The organism is Hyphomonas sp. BRH_c22 (assembly GCF_000961795.1).
GTDB lineage: Bacteria > Pseudomonadota > Alphaproteobacteria > Caulobacterales > Hyphomonadaceae > Hyphomonas.
In genome coordinates this window covers 50,592-68,390 of record NZ_LADU01000059.1, presented here as the reverse complement: position 1 = coordinate 68,390, position 17,799 = coordinate 50,592, and the positions used below count along the sequence as shown (strand labels likewise).

Sequence of the window (17,799 nt, the reverse complement as noted above, 5' to 3'; positions counted from 1 at the left end):
GTTTTCATGGTGTGTTCCGTGGGCGGCCAGGCTCGATACGGTTCATGCGTTTCTTTCGGTCGATGTGTCCGAGCAGGACCGGACCGAAGTAGACTTCGTAATGATCTTCGCCTGTCCGGAAGATGCCCACCCGCTCACCGGTAAGGACTTCGGAGATGAACGGTTCAGCGCCGCGCCACTTGATAATTCCGGATGTTCTGACTGCGCGGGTTTCAGTGGCGCCGGGATAGATCAGAGTGCTTATTCCAAGAATCAGCACTCTGATCCAGAATTTCTTGTTGGTCGCAGCGTGTCCCCGAAAACCGGGTCCACTTTTCGGCACGCCGCTCAAGTCCGGAGGTCTCAGCTTGCCATCCCACGTGCGTTGACTTGGCGCATAGATCGCTGCGGGAGGGATCTGGCCGAGCGCCTCATGCGGGCGCTCGTGATTGTAGGATTTCCGGAACCTTGCAAGGCGTGCGGCCTGAGCCCTGATTGTCCGTGAGGGTGGACTGGTCGCTTCGCGTTTCAGCGTCAGGTGCAGGCGCTCATGGCGTCCATTCTGCTGGGGCTTTCCAGGCGCGATCCGTTCAGGGAAAATGCCCATCTTCAGAAAATTGACCGCCAGCCGGGACAAGCCACCAGCAGCAACAGACCCGAAAGGCGCGCCTTCCGCCACTCCCCAGCCGCGCCGGCGCGCCGCCGCCGGTGGCCCTGCCATACGTTACCTAGACATGCGCCTGCCACCGGGCCTCCTCAATTCCCGCCTGCTCTCAAAGCCGGAGCGCGAAACAGCGCGCCAGATTCACGCCGAAGCCGCCGCCCTCATCCCGCACCTCAATTCATCCTGACCTGCCTTCAGGCAACCGCCCGCCCTGCGCGACATGCTTCCGGCAAATGGCGCCGCATGTGCTGGGCGCTTTCCCTCCGGCACGGCCGCCTTATGTCTCCCCTGAAGGAGCGCATCATGCAGGCGATCATATTCGGCGCATCGGGCGGCATTGGCCGCGCCCTGACAGCCCGGCTGGCCGCACGGCCGGACATGACCCGCGTGCACGCCGTGTCGCGCTCGCCCGCCCCCACCGGCCGCAACATCATCCCCCACACGGCCGACATCACCCGTGAGGCCGATCTCGAAACGCTCGCCGCCACGCTGAAAGCGGAAGGCACTTTCGGCCTCGTCATCGTCGCCACCGGCCTCCTGTCGGACCAGGATGGCCTCACGCCCGAGAAATCCAGCCGCCACCAGTCCCTCGATGCATTCGAACAGGTCTTCCGCGTCAACACGTTCGGCCCGGCCCTGGTAGCGAAACACATGCTGCCGCTGATGCCCCGCAAGCGCCGCGCCGTGTTCGCCGCCCTCTCGGCCCGTGTCGGCTCGATCAGCGACAACCGCCTCGGCGGCTGGCATGCCTATCGCGCCTCCAAGGCCGCCCTCAACATGCTGGTGCGCAACTACGCGATCGAGCAGGCCCGCATCAATGACCAGCTCATCGCCGTGACGCTCCACCCCGGCACGGTCGATACCGGCCTGTCCCGGCCGTTCCAGTCGAATGTGCCGGATGCGCAATTATTCACGCCGGACCAGTCTGCGGAATACTTGCTGAACGTCCTCGACGGCCTGACCCCCGCCGACACAGGCAAATGCTTCGACTGGGCCGGCAAGGAAATCCCCGCCTAGACCAGCTGGGCCTGATTGATGGCTCCACCGTGGTCTCTTGCTATTGAGGTAGAACACAGAAATTATTAGACGCATGCATCTGCGTCTTAAATGCATGCTGTACTGGTTCGGCAGCCTCGCGGTCGTAGGCATCCTGTATTGGGGAACGGGGTCGCAATCAGTCGGTTTTCTCGTACCACCAATCATGGCGATGCTTGCATAAGGGTATCTGAATGAATCCCATTAAGACTAAACCAACCGGCTCTGCTTCACAGCCGCGCCGATAAAGCTCGCAAACAGCGGATGCGGTTCGAACGGACGTGACTTCAGTTCCGGATGGAATTGCACGCCGATGAACCAGGGATGGTCCGGCAGCTCGAAAATCTCCGGCAGCCTGCCGTCCGGCGACATGCCCGAGAACAGGACGCCCGCCTTTTCCAGTTGCTTGATATAGGTCGCATTGACCTCATAGCGGTGGCGGTGGCGCTCGGATATGTCGAGTGCGCCATAGATTTCCGCAACCTTGCTTCCCTCTTTCAGGCGCGCCGGATACGCGCCGAGGCGCATTGTGCCGCCCTTGTCGGTATTCTCGTCGCGGACAACCTTCTCATTGCCCTTGGTCCATTCTTCCATCAGTCCGACCAGCGGCGATTTGGTCGGGCCGAACTCGCTCGTCGAGGCATCCTTGATGCCCGCCAGGTTGCGCGCCGCTTCCACGACCGACAACTGCATGCCGTAGCAGATGCCGAAGCACGGCACATTGCGCTCGCGGGCAAACCGCGCCGCCCGCATTTTGCCGTGCGCGCCGCGCTCGCCAAACCCGCCCGGCAGGATCACGCCGTGCACCCCTTCCAGAATGTCCAGCGGCGCATGCTCGTCATCGAACTGTTCGGAATCGATCAGGCGCACATCCACCTTCACCTGGTTGGCGAGGCCGCCATGCACCAGCGCTTCCATCACGGATTTATAGGCGTCCGGCACGTCCGTGTACTTGCCGACAAGGCCGATGCACACATTGCCGTCCGGGTTGCGGATCGTTTTCGCGATCCGGTCCCAGGCCGACATGTCCGGCGCCGGGGCATCGGTGATGCGGAAATGCGCCAGCACTTCGGTATCCAGCCCCTCGGCATGATAGGCCGCCGGCACGTCATAGATATGGCCCACATCGCGCGCCTCGATCACGGAGGACGGGCGCACGTTACAGAAGCTCGCGATCTTGCCTTTTTCCGTCTCCGGGATCGGCCGGTCACAGCGGCACAGCAGGATCTGCGGCTGGATGCCGATGGAGCGCAGCTCCTTCACCGAGTGCTGCGTCGGCTTGGTCTTCATCTCTCCGGCTGCCGGAATATAGGGCAGCAGAGTCAGGTGGATGAAGCAGGCCCGGTCCGGGCCCAGTTCCTGGCCCAGCTGGCGGATCGCCTCGAAGAAAGGCAGGCCCTCGATATCGCCGACCGTGCCGCCGATTTCGCACAGCACGAATTCCACGTCCTCGCCCGGATCGGACAGCACGAAATCCTTGATGTCATTGGTCACGTGCGGGATCACCTGGATCGTCGCGCCAAGGTAATCCCCGCGCCGTTCCTTCTCGATGATGCGCTGATAGATGCGCCCCGTGGTGATATTGTCCGACTGGCGCGCCGACACGCCGGTAAAGCGCTCATAATGGCCAAGGTCGAGGTCCGTCTCGGCCCCGTCATCGGTGACATAGACCTCGCCATGCTGGCGCGGGCTCATCGTGCCGGGGTCGACATTGAGATAGGGGTCCAGCTTTCGCAGGCGCACCTTGTAGCCGCGTGCCTGCAGCAGCGCGCCGAGCGCGGCGGACGCAATTCCCTTGCCCAGGGATGACACCACGCCGCCCGTAATGAAAATGTAGCGGATCATGGGACTATCCCGATGCCGTGATTCGTTGATGATTGGCGCGGGCAAAATGCCCGTTCCGCAAATTTACTGGGGATTGCCCGTATCCGGCTCAGCCGGCGCGGGTGCGTCCTCTTGTGCCGCATCGCCTTCCGGCGCGGGCGTTTCGGTCTCCGCAGGCGCTACCGGATCGGCTGCGACCGGATCTGGCGCAGACAGGTTGCCCGTGCCGCCATCCTGGCCATCCAGCAGCGGTGCCGACGGGTCGAACAGGTCGACCGGTGCCGTAATCGCGCCATCATCGTCTGCGCCCAGCGCGCGCTCGACATCAGAGCGCGTATCGTTCTCGCGGTTGGCAATCGAGGTCAGCGTCAGGCTGGTAATGAAAAACAGGCCGCCGACGATGATCGTCGTGCGAACCAGCGCGCCTGCAGCGCCGCGGCCGGACATCAGCGAGTTACCGCCACCGCCGCCGCCCATGCCAAGGCCGCCACCTTCGGACTTCTGGATAAGCACCAGTCCTGTCATGACAATACAGGCGAGGATATGGACGACGAGGATGACATTCTGCATGGTGAGTCCGGGATTCCTGAAATCAAGGGGCCCGCATATCGCCTATAAGCGCGAACGCCAAGCCTCTCGCTTCACTCTGGGCTAAATTGCTGCCCTGTAAATGGAGAGGAAATCCTCGGCCTTCAAGCTCGCACCGCCGATCAGGCCGCCATTAACATTGTCCACGGCAAGGATTTCAGCCGCATTTGCGGGATTCATGCTACCGCCATAAAGGATAAGTGTCTCAACGCCCGAAGCGCCGAAACGCCCCGACAGCCAGGCCCGGATCGCGCCATGAACTTCGGCAATCTGCTCCGTACTGGCCACTTTTCCCGTGCCGATGGCCCAGATTGGCTCATAGGCGATCACGAAATCAGCGGCACCTACGCCATCCGGGATCGATCCGGCCAACTGGCTTTCGATCCGCTCCAGCGTCCGCCCGGCCTCGCGTTCCGCCAGGCTCTCGCCAACGCAAATGATCGGAACCAGCGATGCGGCAAGCGCTGCAGAAGCCTGGGCTGAGACAACGGCATCACTTTCACCATGATCGGCCCGCCGCTCCGAATGGCCGACAATCACATGGCTGGCACCGGCATCGGCCAGCATTTCGGCCGAAATATCGCCCGTATGGGCGCCTTTGACATTGTGGTGGCAGGTTTCCCCGCCGATTCGCAGCGCAGTTCCCTCCGCGCTTTCGCTCCCCGCTGCGACCAACGTCGCGGGAAGGCAAAGCAACGCGGTCACATCACCGTGTCCGCTACCAACTGCAGCAGCCACGGCCTCAACCTGCGAAAGACTCGCTTTCAGACCGTTCATTTTCCAGTTTCCGGCGATCAGTGCGCGTGACATGCAGCCATCCCTATCTTGCAAGACTTGACCGTGTCGCCTAGCAAGCACTGAGCCATCCCGCAAATCGCCTGAGAGATTGCATCGCTATGCTAGCCTTGATGAAACGCCTGATGAATTCGATCTTCGGCAAGATCGTCGTCATGATTATCATTGCCGGCATGGCATTCTGGGGCGCTGACCAGGCATGGACCACCATGAATACCGGTCTCGGCAGCAATCTGGCCGCTGCTGGCCCGCGCGGTATCGACATGACGACACTCGACCGCCGCGTCGAAAACCTGCTGCGCAATCTCAACGCCAATGCGGACAAGCCGATCACCAAGTCCGAAGCGGCCGAACAGGGCATCGTCGATCAGGTTTTCGAGCTCGAAAAGGCGAAAATCGTCTCTCTCGGCTATGCCGCCAGCATCGGTATCGAGCCCTCGACCAGCGCCATTGTCGAACAGTTGAAGACCGTCGACGCCTTCAAGAACCCGCTGACCGGCGAACTTGATCTCAATACCTATCGTGAAGTCCTCTACCAGAACCGCTTCACCAAGGAAGAATACGAACAGCAGGTCTCCGATGACCTGACCCTGAAAACGCTCGGCGAGGCGGCCTCGGCGGCGACCTACCCGCCGCAAATCCTCGCGGGCATTCAGGCCCGCTTCATTGGCGAGACGCGGGACGTTTCCTGGTTCATCCTGGATGCGTCCAGGGCGCCGACACCTGACGCCCCCACGGACGAGGAAATCCGCGCCTTCTACGACGAGAACCTGGCCGCGCTGGAACAGCCCGAGCGCCGCGCCATCGACATGCTGCGCGTCTCGGCCGACGATTTTCTGTCGAATGTGACCGTCACCGAGCAGGAAATCGCCACCATCTATGAAGCGACGAAATCCGAGCGGTTCTCCGAGCCGGACCAGCGCACCTATATTGAACTCTACTTTGCCGACCGTGATACGGCGCGCGCCGCCTTCGGCCTGCTCGCTGGCGGCGCTGACCCGGCCACCCTGCCCGGCGTGCTGTCGAGCGAGACAAAGACCGGCAACCGCGAAAGCGTCTCCGACACGGCCCTCGCTGATGCCATGTTTGGCCCCGGCAAGCAAAGCGGTGCCCTGTTCGGCCCTCGCGAAGTGGAAGGCCGGTGGCTGGTCGCCCGGCTCGTCTCTGTCCAGCGCGGCGCCGTATTCCCGATCGAGACTGTCTCCGAGGAGATCCGCGATGAACTGGCCCGCGAACGCGCGCAGGTCCTGTTCTTCGAAAAGCTCGATACGCTCGACCGCTCGATCGGTGCAGGCTACCCGCTGGCCCAGATTGCGTCCGAACTGCCTGTCCCGGTGATGAGCTTTGCGCCTGTCGACCAGACCGGCATCACGGAAGACGGCGTGACGCTTACAGGCCTCACGGCCGCCCGGGACGCCTTCAGCGATGCTTTCCGCATCAATGCCGGTGACGTCTCCGCACGCTACGATGGCGACGAGGCCGTTTACCTCACCTCCCCGCGCGCCGTCATCGCGCCCAGCACGCCTGAATTCGACACGATCAGGGAAGACATTCGCCAGACACTGGTCGCACAGCGTGCCGCCAATGCCATGCAGTCCTACGCCGAAAGCGTGGTCGAGAAGCTGAAGTCCGGCGAAACCAGCCTGGCCGCTGCTGCGGCGGAAGCTGACACGGTCGTTGAATCGCCAAGCGTACCTGTCACGCGCATCACGGCTGAGGAAAGCGGCCTGCCATCGCCCGCCATCAGCGCGATTTTCTCCGGCCGCGAAGGTGACGTGTACAGCTATCCGAACCGGACGGGCAACATGTTCATGATCGTGCAGCTCAACACGATTGCGCCGCCATCGGATGCGGCGCTGGAAGTGCTCGGCACGCAGGCCACCGCGTCCCTGAACCAGGCCCTGCGCGATGACATCCGGTTTGCCGCCGATGCAGAGATCCGCAAGGCGATCAAGCTGAAGGTCAATGACAACGCGATCGTGGCCTACAAGAAATCGATTGCCACGGATCAATGAAACCAGCCCGTCTGATTGTTCGCAGGCGCATCGGGGATATTGAAACGCCCGTCGGTGCGATGCTGAAACTCGGCGCCGATGCGCCCGGCAGCTTCCTGTTCGAATCCATTGCCGGCGGCGAGCGTCTCGGCCGCTATTCCTTCATCGGACTTGAGCCCGATTACTGGTTCCGCATCCAGGACGGCGTCGCCGCCGTGTCGAAGACAGGGGATTTTTCCGCCCCGCTCAAAACCTCGGACGATCCCGTCAAGGCGCTGCGCGATTTTGTCAGTTTCGCCCAGGCCGAAACCGAAGCGGCCCTGCCGCCCATGGCATCCGGTGCATTCGGCTATGTCGGCTATGACATGATCCAGCATATCGAACCGGTGACCATCACGGCGCAAGACACGCTGCACGTTCCCGAAGCCCTGCTGGTCATCCCCCGGGTCGTGATCGTGTTCGATCACATCTACCAGGAAATCCTGCTCATCGGCCGCGTCGAGGACGGCAATGACGCGGCCATCGACGCCCTGCTCGATACGGTCGAGGCCCGGCTCGAGCGCCTGCCGGAAACGCCGCCCAAGGACCAGCCGCCGGTTGACGTGACGCTGACGTCCAACACCACGAAGGAACGCTATTTCGAAATTGTCGATCAATGCCGCGACTATATCCGCGCCGGCGACATCTTCCAGGTCGTGCCCAGCCAGCGGCTGTCGACGCCGTTCAGCCGCAAGTCGATCAGCTTCTACCGGGCCCTCCGCCGCCTCAACCCGTCCGCCTTCATGTTCCACATGAACCTTGGCGACGTGCGCCTCGTCGGCTCCAGCCCGGAAATCCTCGTCCGCCTGCGCGATGGCCGTGTCGCCATCCGCCCGATTGCCGGCACGCGGCCTGTCTCCGGTGACGCGCTGGAAGATGCCCGCCGCGCCGAAGGCCTGCTCGCCGATCCGAAGGAAATGGCCGAACACCTGATGCTGCTGGATCTCGGCCGCAATGATGTCGGCCGCGTCGCTGCCTATGGCAGTGTCGAAGTCACCGAACAGTTCATCGTCGAACGCTACAGCCACGTCATGCATATTGTCTCTCATGTCGAAGGCAACCTGCGCGAGGGCCTTGATGCCGTTGACGTCCTGTTTGCCGGCTTCCCGGCGGGCACCGTGTCCGGCGCGCCCAAGATCCGCGCCATGCAGATCATCGACGAAATGGAAACCGCCCGCCGCGGCATCTATGGCGGCGCTGTCGGCTATTTCGGCTGGAATGGCGACCTCGACACCTGCATCGCCCTGCGCACGGCCGTCATCAAGGACGGGCAGCTGCACATCCAGGCCGGAGGCGGCGTCGTCCTCGATTCCGATCCGCAATACGAGTATGACGAGACCCTGCATAAGGCAGGCGCCCTGCGCCGCGCCGTGGAACTGTCAGCCACCTACGAGTTCGACCAATGATCCTCGTCATCGACAATTATGACAGCTTCACCTGGAACCTCGTCCACTATCTGGAAGAGCTCGGCGCCCGCACCAAAGTCGTCCGCAATGATGAGCTGACGGTGGAGGAAGCCCTGGCCCTCAAGCCGGATGGCATTCTCCTCTCCCCCGGCCCCTGTACGCCGAACGAGGCCGGCATCTGTGTCGACCTGATCAGGGCCGCGCCGGACGACATGCCCATTCTCGGCGTCTGCCTCGGCCACCAGGCCATTGGCCAGGCCTTTGGCGGGGCCGTCATCAAGGCGAAGGAAATCCGCCACGGCAAGCTGTCAGACATCCACCAGAAAGGCGGCGACCTGTTCGACGGCCTGCCGGAAACCTTTTCCGTGGTCCGCTATCATTCCCTCTCCGTGCGCGACGCTGACCTGCCGGACTGCCTCGTCGCCGACGCCTTCACCGATGACGGCGAAATCATGGCCCTTCACCACAAGACCCGCCCCATTTATGGCGTCCAGTTCCACCCGGAATCGATCAAGACCGAGCATGGTCACGCCCTGCTGAAGAACTTCCTGAAAAGGGTCTGACAAAGAGGCACCGCCCGATGAGCGAACTGGACACCAAGGCCGAGGCCCTGATTGACGACATGAAGCCGACCAGCCCCAGCGCCGCGCCCGGCCAGAATTTCCTGCCGCCCGAGACCCGCCGCGACATTCCGGGGCAATACGGCTCCACGCCCGTCTGGCGCGCAGGGAACGGCCCGGCCACGCTGTTCGTGCACGGCTGGGATGATACACACCGCATCTGGCGCCGCTTTGCGCAGGACTTCCTCCAGTACACGCGCCCCGTCCTGATGATGGACCTGCCCGCCCATGGCGCGTCGAAGGCAGACATCTGCACCCCGGAAACGGCAGGCATATCCGTCGCTGACGTCTGCACCGCTGAAGGGCCGTTCGATACGATCATCGCGCATTCCTTCGGTTGCGACGCGGCCGTGCGCGCCATCGCGGCCGGGGCGGACGCAGACTACCTCGTCCTGATTGCGCCGGCCTTGCTGGAATGGGCGGACTATCAGCGCCTCAAGGGCCATGACGACGCGACCATCACGCGCGCTGGCGAGCTGCTGGCCGAACGCGGCGGCGTCATCGCGCGCACCGATTACCGCGCAGCCCTCACGGACTATAAAGGCGCGATCCTGCTCATCGGATCAGAGGCCGATGAAAGCAGCCCCCTTGAGCTCATCCGCCAGCTGGCCGCCGACCTGCCAACCGCGAAGCTGGTCGAGGATGATGCGCTCAGCCATCGCGACCTCGCCCTCGATCCGCGCATTCTCTCTGAAATCACCGCCTTTCTCGGCTATTGAGTCAGACTTCGCGCATTGAACCCCGGCCACAGGGCCGCTATCGGTGGCGCTTGCATTCCGGAAACCATTGATGACTGACACTTCCCTGACCACCGCCATCAAGGCGATTGCCCGCCGCGAGACGCTGGACGCCGATACGCTGGAAACGGCGTTCGAACTCCTGCTGACGGGCGAGGCCGCGCCGGAGGAGATCGGCGCCTTCCTCATGGGCCTTGCCGTGCGGGGTGAAACGGCAGCCGAACTGACAGCCGGTGCCCGCATCATGCGCCAGCATGCCCGCAGCGTTCACGTTGACGGCCCCGTCCTCGACACCTGCGGCACAGGCGGCCTGCCGTGGAAAAGCCTCAACACATCCACCGCCAGCGCCCTCGTCATCGCCGCCGCAGGCGGCCGTGTCGCCAAGCACGGCAACCGCTCCGTCCCGCCCAAGTCGGGCTCGGCTGACGTGCTCGAGGCGCTGGGCGTCAATCTCGAGACCGACGAGAACGAGTTCCAGGCCTGCCTCGACGGCGCAGGCGTCGCCTTCATGTTCGCCCGGGCCCATCACAGCGCCATGCGGCACGTTGCGCCCGTGCGGGCGAAACTCGGCATCCGCACCATCTTCAACCTGCTCGGGCCCCTCTCCAATCCGGCCGGCGCCCAGTTCCAGGTCCTCGGCGTGTTCGCCCCGGAATGGACACGGCCCATGGCCGAGGCGCTCGCCCAGCTTGGCGCGACAAAGGCCTGGGTCGTGCATGGCCGGGACGGCATCGACGAGCTCTCCATCGCCGGCGCGTCCCATGTCTGCGAAGTCGAAAATGGCGCCATCCGCGAGTTCGAGATACATCCCTCGGATGCCGGCCTCGACACCAGTCCCCTGTCCCGCCTCGAAGGCAGCAGCGTTGCGGACAATGCCCTGGCGATCACCGACCTGCTCGACAGCCAGGAAGGTCCGTTCCGCGACGCAGTATTGCTGAACGCCGCAGCCGGGCTTCACGTCTTAGGCAAGGCAGCCGACCTGAAAGAAGGCGCCGCCATGGCCACAGACGCCATCGACAGCGGCAAGGCGAAGGACACGCTGCGCAGGCTCGCCGCGCTCTCCAACGGGCAGGATCCGGCATGAGCACGGCCCTCGACCGCATTATCGGCTACAAGCGCGATGAAGTCGCCGCGCTCAAGCGAACCGAGACCTTAGAAAGCCTCTCCCGCCTCGCAAGCGAAGCCGGCCCGGTCCGAAACTTTGGCGCGGCGATGAGCCGGATCGCTGCGACTGACGAAAACGCCCTGATCTGCGAGCTGAAGCGCAAGAGCCCCTCGGCCGGAGACATCCTGCCCGGCGCCGATCCGGTCGCCATCGCGGCCGAGTATGAGACCGGCGGCGCGGCCTGCCTCTCGGTACTGACCGACGGCCCGAGCTTTGGCGGCTCCCTCGCAGACTTTGCCGCCATCCGCAGCGCCGTCAGCCTGCCCATGTTGCGCAAGGATTTCCTGATCGACCCGATCCAGGTCGCCGAATCCCGGGCGCATGGCGCCGATTGCATCCTCATCATCCTGTCGGCGGTCGATGACGCGCTTGCCGCCGAACTCCACGCGGCGGCAGACGATTTTGCGATGGATGTTCTCATCGAAACCCATGACGAGGCCGAGGTGGAACGGGCGCTCAAACTCGCCTCGCCCCTCATCGGCATCAATAATCGCGATCTGAAGCGCATGGTGACCGACCTGTCGACGACCGAGCGCCTCGCCCCGATGATCCCGGCCGGCCGTCACATCGTCGCCGAAAGCGGAATATCCACAACAGATCACGTCGCGCGTCTTCGACGGACGGGCACCCGCCGCTTCCTGATAGGCGAAAGCCTGATGAAAATGAACCAGATGCGCGAATCTGCCGTGACGCGGTTAAGAAACGCCCGTTCTGATTGACCCGAAACATGAACACATGTAGAACATAAGAGAACATAGATTCGGACGGAAGGAATCACCCGTGCTGACCAGTAAACAGAAAGAGCTGCTGCTCTTCATCAATGAGCGGATCAAGGAGACGGGTGTCTCCCCCTCGTTTGACGAAATGAAGGAAGCGCTCAATCTCGCCTCCAAGTCCGGCATTCACCGCCTTATCTCGGCGCTTGAGGAGCGTGGCTTCATCCGCCGCCTCGCGCACCGCGCCCGCGCATTGGAAGTGCTGAAAATGCCGGAATCGGCCATTCCCACGCCAAATATGCGTGGCCGGAAAGACTTCAGGCCCGCACTCGTGTCGACCGGCCTGCCGTCCGAATCCCGGGCACCGCGCGCCATCCCCATTCTGGGCCGCATCGCAGCCGGTGTGCCGATTTCGGCCATCCAGCAGGACAATGGCCATATCACCGCCCCGGACGACCTTGCCGAGGGCGAGGAGCATTTCGCCCTCGAAGTCAAAGGCGACTCGATGATCGAAGCCGGCATTCTCGAAGGCGATCTCGTTATCCTGCGCCGAACGGAAGCGGCGAATACGGGCGACATCGTCGTGGCCCTCATTGACGGTGAGGAAGCCACGCTCAAGCGCCTGCGCCGCAAAGGCGCGTCCGTTGCGCTCGAAGCGGCCAACCCGGCCTATGAGACCCGCATTTTCGGCCCCGACCGCGTTCAGGTTCAGGGCCGTCTCGTCGCGCTCGTCCGCCGCTACGACTGACAGGGCTTCCAGGGCCGGTTGCGGCACACCGCGCCGACCCGGATACCCACCCCGTCTTTTTCTTCATGTGCGGTCAAACCGTCTGCTGCGGCGACGTCTGACCAGACAAACGTATTCGAGCACGGGCCCGTCACCGGTGATCTCGATAGCGTGAGGACGATGCCGGGATCTGCCCGGCAGTCCGCGCGATCCGTCAGCGGGACCGTTCCGGCCGGTGTGTCGAAACGGCATGGCACGGCGCCGCAAGCTGAGGCCTCCAGCGTGCTGTAGCACAGCGGGGCAAGTCCGTCGCCATCGGCAAATTCCACCCGCTGCATGCCCCCGGCCCCCGTATTGACGAAAACGTCTCCCGACGCAGACCAGTGCACCAGTACCTGCGGGCGCGCTGTCCACAGATACACGGCGGGCGCAAACGCCAGTCCGCCCAGCCCGCCGCCAGCCATGTCGCGAAACACGCAAGAAGGCCCGGCTCATCGGGCACCAGAAAGTAGGTAGCCGCACCGGCGCCAAGCGAAAAGGCGAACAGCAGGGGCTGCGCATCAAGCGAGGCGAGCGACCACATCCCCGCCCACGCGCTGCGCAGGTCCCGGCCCGCCCCCTTGCCTTCAGGCGCAACCTTGTGTTTGTGCAACGCAGAAGCGATTTCGACCCGCATTTACGAGGAGCCCACCACCCTGATGACCGTTGTCACGCGATTTGCCCCCTCTCCCACCGGCATGTTGCACATTGGAGGGGCAAGGACCGCACTTTTCAATTACTTGTTTGCCCGCCGTCATGGTGGCCGTTTCCTCCTGCGTATCGAGGATACCGACAAGGCCCGCTCCACCGATGCAGCCACAGCGGCCATTCTCGAAGGCATGGCCTGGCTCGGACTGGAGGCGGATGAGCCGCCGCTGATGCAGTCGACCCGCGACGCGCGCCATGCCGAAGTGGCGAGCGAGATGCTCTTCCGAGGCACGGCGTTCAAATGCTACGCAACCCCTGAGGAACTCCAGGCCCGCCGTGATCTCGGCGAGGAAAAGCGCCAGGCCGCCAGGGCCGACAACCTGTCTGATTCTGAGCGCGCGGCGCTGCTGGGTGAGGCCAATGCGCTCCTCGCCCCCTTCCGGTCACCCTGGCGTGACGGGGCCCCAGCGCCGTCGCCTGACGCACCCTTCACGGTGCGCCTGCGGGCCCCGGATGAAGGCGAGCGGATCGTCGAGGACGCTGTCCAGGGCACAGTGAAAATCCAGGCGGACGAGATCGACGACCTGATCATGCTGCGCGCCGATGGCTCGCCTACCTACATGCTCGCTGTGGTTGTCGACGACCATGACATGAACATCACCCACGTCATCCGCGGCGACGATCACCTGCGCAACACGTTCCGTCAGGTGCCGATCTATGAAGCCATGGGCTGGCCCGTCCCGCAATTTGCCCATGTCTCGATGATCCACGGCAATGACGGTGCCAAGCTTTCGAAACGCCACGGCGCGCTATCGACACTTGCCTATCGCGAGATGGGCTACCTGCCGGAAGCCTTGACGGCCTACCTGCTGCGCCTCGGCTGGAGCCATGGCGACCAGGAAATTTTTACGCGGGAAGAAGCGATTGCGGCTTTCGATCTGGAAGGCATCGGCAAGGCGCCGGCGCGCCTCGATCTTGAAAAGCTCGGCCAGATCAATTCGCACTTCATGCGCCTGGCCGACGATGACCGCCTTCTCTGCCTGTTGCGGCCCATTCTTGAGGCCGACTCTCCCCTCGATGACGCGGAACTGGCGCGTATCGAACGGGCGCTCCCGCACATGAAAGACCGGGGAACCACTTTGGCAGAGCTGGCATCCGCTTTTGCATTCCTGAGGGTCAAACGGCCGCTCGATCTCAACAAGAACGCCAGAAAGGCCCTTTCCGCAGAGGGACTTGACCGACTGGCCGGACTGCGCGACGAACTGCGGCGCATATCGCAATGGACGGCGGATCGAATTTCGGAGACGATCTCTTCGTATTGCACCACAAATGACCTATCTATGGGGCAGGTAGGACAACCCCTCCGTGCTGCGCTGACTGGCGGCCTTCCCGCACCTGATATTGCACCGGTGCTCGAATGGCTTGGGCAGGAAGAAGCACTCGCGCGGATTGATGATCAACTGGCCGGGGCTGGCCACTGAGCCAGCCGGGCCGAACATGAACAAGAAGGGCAAGAGCTGATGGAAAATAAGACGAAGAACGCCGGAACCGCCAAGCTGGAAGTGGCCGGAAAAACCTACGACCTGCCCGTACTTTCAGGCACCCACGGTCCCAATGTCATTGATGTGCGCAAGGTTTACGCAGAGTCAGACCATTTCACGTTCGACCCGGGCTTTACGTCCACAGCGAGCTGCGAGAGCCAGATCACATTCATCGACGGTGACGAGGGCGTCCTGCTTCACCGCGGCTACCCGATCGGACAGCTCGCCGAGAAATCGACCTTTCCCGAAGTCTGCCATCTCATCCTGAAGGGTGAGCTTCCGAACAAGAGCGAACTTGCCGAGTTCAGCAGCGAGATCAAGCAGCATACGCTACTCCACACACAGATGGACCGCTTCTTTGATGGATTCCGGCGCGACAGCCATCCGATGGCCATGCTGACCGGTGCAGTCGGCGCGATGGCCTCCTTCTACCCGGGTGCCATGGACAGCGAAGACCCCGACGAACGCCACCTCAGCTCGATCCGGCTCGTCGCGAAAATGCCGACGCTTTGCGCCCGCATCCTGAAATACAACATGGGCCAGAAATTCGTCGATCCGCGCAACGAATTCACTTACGCCGAAAACTTCCTCAACATGTGCTTCTCGGTGTCAGCCGAAGACTACAAGGTCGACCCGAAAATCGCCAAGGCGATGGACCGGTTCTTCATCCTTCACGCCGATCACGAGCAGAACGCCTCGACATCGACTGTTCGCCTGGCCGGTTCCTCGGGTGCCCACCCGTTCGCGGCCGTCGCTGCAGGCGTCGCATGCCTCTGGGGACCAAGCCATGGCGGCGCCAACGAGGCCTGCCTGAACATGCTTCACGAAATCGGCTCGGTCGACCGGATCCCGGAATTTGTCGAGAAAGCCAAGGACAAGACAAGCGGCTTCCGCCTGATGGGTTTTGGCCACCGCGTTTACAAGAACTATGATCCGCGCGCGACAGTCATGCGCGAGTCCGCTCACGAAGTGCTCGACCTGCTCGGCCTCAAGGACCAGCCGATCCTGAAAGTGGCGATGGAACTGGAGCGTATCGCCCTCGAGGATGACTATTTCGTCGAGAAGAAGCTCTACCCGAACGTCGATTTCTATTCGGGCATCATCCTTGATGCCTTGGGCTTCCCGAAGCAGATGTTCACCGTGCTGTTCGCCCTCGCCCGCACGGTCGGCTGGGTCGCGCAGCTCAACGAGATGATCGAGGATCCGACACAGCGCATAGGCCGCCCCCGCCAGATATACACTGGCGCACCCCAGCGCGACTATGTGCCGATGGCCAACCGCTAGGCACCCGCTTCCTTCAGGATCACGTCGGCGGCTATTTCAGCCGCGTCCCGGTCGCCCTCTCTCATCCGGGAGAGGGCGATTTGCTGTGCGGCCCTCTGTTCCGCAAGAACGTCAGGGTTCGTCAGCCAGTAAAGCGCGCGCGCGGCGATCAGCTCCGGCTTCTGTTGGGTCTGGACGTATTCGGGGACGATTTCCTGGTCGTCGCTGATGATGTTGAGCAGCGTGATGTGCCGTTTCTGGTAGAGAAACCCGCGCGCCAGCGACCACGTTACCCATCCCGTCTTGTAGGCAACAATCATGGGCGTGCCCTGCATCGCCACTTCGCTGGTCACGGTGCCGGAACAGGCAAGCGCAAGATCGGCAGCCGCCATCGCGTCATAGCGTTCTGACGCATTCGTCGACACCGTTGCCCAGTCTGCGACATCGGGAAAGGCGTCCGCAAACTCCGCTGCAACGCTGGCGGCCGGCGCCATGATGATTTCGCGATCCGGGTCGGAATCCTTGAGGATGCGCGCCGCTTCGACCAGGGCAGGCGCTACCCGCTTGATTTCGCTGCGGCGGCTGCCGGGCAGGACAAGGATGGTCGGAGCCTCCGCCGGAATGCCGTGCGCACTGCGAAACTTTTCCGGCTCGCCCCATTGATGACGGGAGAGGGCCGGATTGCCGATCACCGTCGTCTTCAGGCCATACGGCTCGTAATACGGCGCTTCGATTTCATGCATGCACAACAGGTGATCGACGGTTGACGCAAGCGTCTTGGCGCGACCGGGCCGCGTTGCCCAGACCTGCGGCCCGATCAGCTTGACCAGCCGGATCTGCGGCGCCCGCTGACGCACCCGCTGGGCCACACGCAGCATGAAGCCCCAGGAATCGACCAGCACGACAACATCCGGCGCATCGGCGATTATGGAGTCGGCGGCAATGTCGGCGAGTTTCACGACCGTCGCATAGACCTTCACGCCTTCGAACAGTCCCAGTATCGACAAGGGGGAAATGTCGATCGGCGAGTCGATGCCAATCGACGCCATTTCGGCGCCACCGATTCCTGAGACATGAATATCCGGCTTTTTGGCTCGGATCCTGTCGATCACTTCCCGCGCAAGGAGGTCGCCTGAGGATTCCGCCGCGACGAAATAGAGACGCGGCGCGGTCATGTGCCTTGTCCGGGATCAAATCCAAAGATGAAAACGCCCAGCCGGTCGGCTGCCGCCTGCATCTCGGCGCGGCCGAGCATCAGGGCGCCGCCCGCTTCGACTGCGAGGCCCGCGAGACCCGCCGCCGCGAGCTTCTCAACTGTGGAGACCCCCACCGTTGGCAGGTCGATCCGGCGCTCCTGCGCAGGCTTCGGCCGCTTGACCAGAACGCCGCGCCTGGCAGCTGGCATCCCGCGAATGGTTGCCGGCAGGCTTGCGCAGCGCTCCAGCATTGCATCGGTGCCTTCCTGCGCTTCAACAGCCAGGACCAGGCCATCGCACACCACGCAGCCCTGGCCGATATCGAGATCGCCCAGCGCTGACACTACATGCGCGCCACGCGCAATATCGTCCATGGCCTGGCCAGACGGCGCCGGACCGGCGATATGGCCTGCCGGCGCCCGCAGGGCCGCGTGAGCCGCATCGGAGCCTATTACATTGAACCCCTGCTTCTCGATTTCGGCGACGAGCAGGCGAAGCAGGGCATCATCGCCCTTGCCGGCCTCTGCCAGCACTTTCGGCAACAGGGCTGCGCCGCGCATGTCCAGTTTGATGTCCTTGAAGTTCGGGCGCTTCACTATTCCCGCAAACAGCACGTCCCGGCAGCCTGCAGCCTCAAGCTTGGCGTAGAGTTTTCCGACCTCGCCTAGGCCGATCACCGTACCCGGATACTGCGCAAGCCGCGGCTCCTCAAAGCCTTTCAGACGCAGGACATAAACGCCCTGCCCTGTCGCAACGGCATTCTCCGCAATGGCAACAGGCAGGTCACCCAGTCCGGCAATGAGTCCCAGGGGCGCGGTCATGC

At 63.1% G+C, this 17,799-nt stretch carries 16 protein-coding genes and 2 pseudogenes; 10 read left to right on the top strand and 8 right to left on the bottom strand.

Going from position 1 to position 17,799, the window contains the following annotated elements; translation table 11 throughout:
* Positions 1–4: 4 nt before the first annotated feature.
* Positions 5–229 (bottom strand): annotated as a pseudogene (locus tag VR74_RS20660) (IS481 family transposase); the annotation flags it as partial.
* 102 nt (positions 230–331) lie between these two features.
* Positions 332–643: pseudogene (locus VR74_RS20655) on the bottom strand (transposase); the annotation flags it as partial.
* 303 nt (positions 644–946) lie between these two features.
* On the opposite strand from VR74_RS20655, the gene VR74_RS07810 reads away from it, so the two are divergent.
* Complete coding sequence (locus VR74_RS07810; RefSeq protein ID WP_045695741.1) at positions 947–1,660, top strand: SDR family NAD(P)-dependent oxidoreductase; 714 nt, start codon at positions 947–949, stop codon at positions 1,658–1,660.
* A gap of 228 nt (positions 1,661–1,888) precedes the next feature.
* Here the strand turns inward: VR74_RS07810 and VR74_RS07805 are convergent, their stop codons facing one another.
* From VR74_RS07805 to tpiA, 3 genes are all read right to left on the bottom strand, one after another.
* Entirely contained in the window at positions 1,889–3,523 is a 1,635-nt protein-coding gene (locus VR74_RS07805) for a CTP synthase (protein WP_045695697.1), read from the bottom strand.
* Positions 3,524–3,586: 63 nt separating this feature from the next.
* A complete protein-coding gene (secG, locus tag VR74_RS07800) occupies positions 3,587–4,072 on the bottom strand; it encodes a preprotein translocase subunit SecG (RefSeq protein ID WP_045695696.1) in 486 nt (161 codons plus the stop codon).
* A gap of 81 nt (positions 4,073–4,153) precedes the next feature.
* Entirely contained in the window at positions 4,154–4,900 is a 747-nt protein-coding gene (gene tpiA / locus VR74_RS07795; RefSeq protein ID WP_045695695.1) for a triose-phosphate isomerase, read from the bottom strand.
* Positions 4,901–4,998: 98 nt separating this feature from the next.
* Between tpiA and VR74_RS07790 the strand changes: the two genes are divergently transcribed.
* From VR74_RS07790 to lexA, 7 genes are all read left to right on the top strand, one after another.
* Entirely contained in the window at positions 4,999–6,900 is a 1,902-nt protein-coding gene (locus VR74_RS07790; RefSeq protein WP_045695693.1) for a peptidylprolyl isomerase, read from the top strand.
* Entirely contained in the window at positions 6,897–8,324 is a 1,428-nt protein-coding gene (gene trpE, locus VR74_RS07785) for an anthranilate synthase component I (protein WP_045695692.1), read from the top strand. The genes VR74_RS07790 and trpE overlap by 4 nt, the downstream gene beginning before the upstream one ends.
* Positions 8,321–8,887: an aminodeoxychorismate/anthranilate synthase component II gene (locus VR74_RS07780; protein ID WP_045695690.1), complete on the top strand. Its 567-nt coding sequence runs from the start codon at positions 8,321–8,323 to the stop codon at positions 8,885–8,887. Before trpE ends, VR74_RS07780 begins: the two co-directional genes overlap by 4 nt.
* Positions 8,888–8,904: 17 nt before the next feature.
* Positions 8,905–9,663 (top strand): alpha/beta hydrolase, encoded by a 759-nt coding sequence (locus tag VR74_RS07775; RefSeq protein WP_045695689.1) that lies wholly within the window; start codon positions 8,905–8,907, stop codon positions 9,661–9,663.
* 70 nt (positions 9,664–9,733) lie between these two features.
* Entirely contained in the window at positions 9,734–10,765 is a 1,032-nt protein-coding gene (gene trpD / locus VR74_RS07770; RefSeq protein WP_299949871.1) for an anthranilate phosphoribosyltransferase, read from the top strand.
* Positions 10,762–11,565, top strand: a complete 804-nt coding sequence (gene trpC, locus VR74_RS07765) for an indole-3-glycerol phosphate synthase TrpC (RefSeq protein WP_045695687.1) — start codon at positions 10,762–10,764, stop codon at positions 11,563–11,565. The genes trpD and trpC overlap by 4 nt, the downstream gene beginning before the upstream one ends.
* A gap of 61 nt (positions 11,566–11,626) precedes the next feature.
* Positions 11,627–12,310 (top strand): transcriptional repressor LexA, encoded by a 684-nt coding sequence (lexA, locus tag VR74_RS07760; protein WP_045695686.1) that lies wholly within the window; start codon positions 11,627–11,629, stop codon positions 12,308–12,310.
* Here the strand turns inward: lexA and VR74_RS07755 are convergent.
* Positions 12,301–12,765, bottom strand: a complete 465-nt coding sequence (locus tag VR74_RS07755) for a hypothetical protein (RefSeq protein WP_299949870.1) — start codon at positions 12,763–12,765, stop codon at positions 12,301–12,303. The genes lexA and VR74_RS07755 overlap by 10 nt on opposite strands.
* Before the next feature lie 222 nt (positions 12,766–12,987).
* Here VR74_RS07755 and gltX point away from each other — a divergent pair, with 222 nt between their 5' ends.
* Both gltX and gltA read left to right on the top strand, forming a co-directional pair.
* Entirely contained in the window at positions 12,988–14,457 is a 1,470-nt protein-coding gene (gene gltX, locus VR74_RS07750; RefSeq protein WP_045695738.1) for a glutamate--tRNA ligase, read from the top strand.
* A gap of 39 nt (positions 14,458–14,496) precedes the next feature.
* The gene (gene gltA / locus VR74_RS07745) at positions 14,497–15,801 is read left to right on the top strand and encodes a citrate synthase (protein ID WP_045695684.1); all 1,305 of its coding nucleotides are present in this window, start codon (positions 14,497–14,499) and stop codon (positions 15,799–15,801) included.
* On the opposite strand, the gene VR74_RS07740 is transcribed toward gltA, so the two are convergent.
* Positions 15,798–16,955, bottom strand: a complete 1,158-nt coding sequence (locus tag VR74_RS07740; protein ID WP_045695682.1) for a lipid-A-disaccharide synthase — start codon at positions 16,953–16,955, stop codon at positions 15,798–15,800. The genes gltA and VR74_RS07740 overlap by 4 nt on opposite strands.
* Entirely contained in the window at positions 16,952–17,797 is an 846-nt protein-coding gene (gene lpxI / locus VR74_RS07735; RefSeq protein WP_045695680.1) for a UDP-2,3-diacylglucosamine diphosphatase LpxI, read from the bottom strand. Before lpxI ends, VR74_RS07740 begins: the two co-directional genes overlap by 4 nt.
* Positions 17,798–17,799 lie beyond the last annotated feature (2 nt).

Coding starts and splice junctions, on each gene's coding strand:
- VR74_RS07810 (WP_045695741.1), top strand. CDS start 947: ATGCAGGCGATCATATTCGGCGCATCGGGCGGCATTGGCCGCGCCCTG.
- VR74_RS07805 (WP_045695697.1), bottom strand. CDS start 3,523: ATGATCCGCTACATTTTCATTACGGGCGGCGTGGTGTCATCCCTGGGC.
- secG (WP_045695696.1), bottom strand. CDS start 4,072: ATGCAGAATGTCATCCTCGTCGTCCATATCCTCGCCTGTATTGTCATG.
- tpiA (WP_045695695.1), bottom strand. CDS start 4,900: ATGTCACGCGCACTGATCGCCGGAAACTGGAAAATGAACGGTCTGAAA.
- VR74_RS07790 (WP_045695693.1), top strand. CDS start 4,999: ATGAAACGCCTGATGAATTCGATCTTCGGCAAGATCGTCGTCATGATT.
- trpE (WP_045695692.1), top strand. CDS start 6,897: ATGAAACCAGCCCGTCTGATTGTTCGCAGGCGCATCGGGGATATTGAA.
- VR74_RS07780 (WP_045695690.1), top strand. CDS start 8,321: ATGATCCTCGTCATCGACAATTATGACAGCTTCACCTGGAACCTCGTC.
- VR74_RS07775 (WP_045695689.1), top strand. CDS start 8,905: ATGAGCGAACTGGACACCAAGGCCGAGGCCCTGATTGACGACATGAAG.
- trpD (WP_299949871.1), top strand. CDS start 9,734: ATGACTGACACTTCCCTGACCACCGCCATCAAGGCGATTGCCCGCCGC.
- trpC (WP_045695687.1), top strand. CDS start 10,762: ATGAGCACGGCCCTCGACCGCATTATCGGCTACAAGCGCGATGAAGTC.
- gltX (WP_045695738.1), top strand. CDS start 12,988: ATGACCGTTGTCACGCGATTTGCCCCCTCTCCCACCGGCATGTTGCAC.
- gltA (WP_045695684.1), top strand. CDS start 14,497: ATGGAAAATAAGACGAAGAACGCCGGAACCGCCAAGCTGGAAGTGGCC.
- VR74_RS07740 (WP_045695682.1), bottom strand. CDS start 16,955: ATGACCGCGCCGCGTCTCTATTTCGTCGCGGCGGAATCCTCAGGCGAC.
- lpxI (WP_045695680.1), bottom strand. CDS start 17,797: ATGACCGCGCCCCTGGGACTCATTGCCGGACTGGGTGACCTGCCTGTT.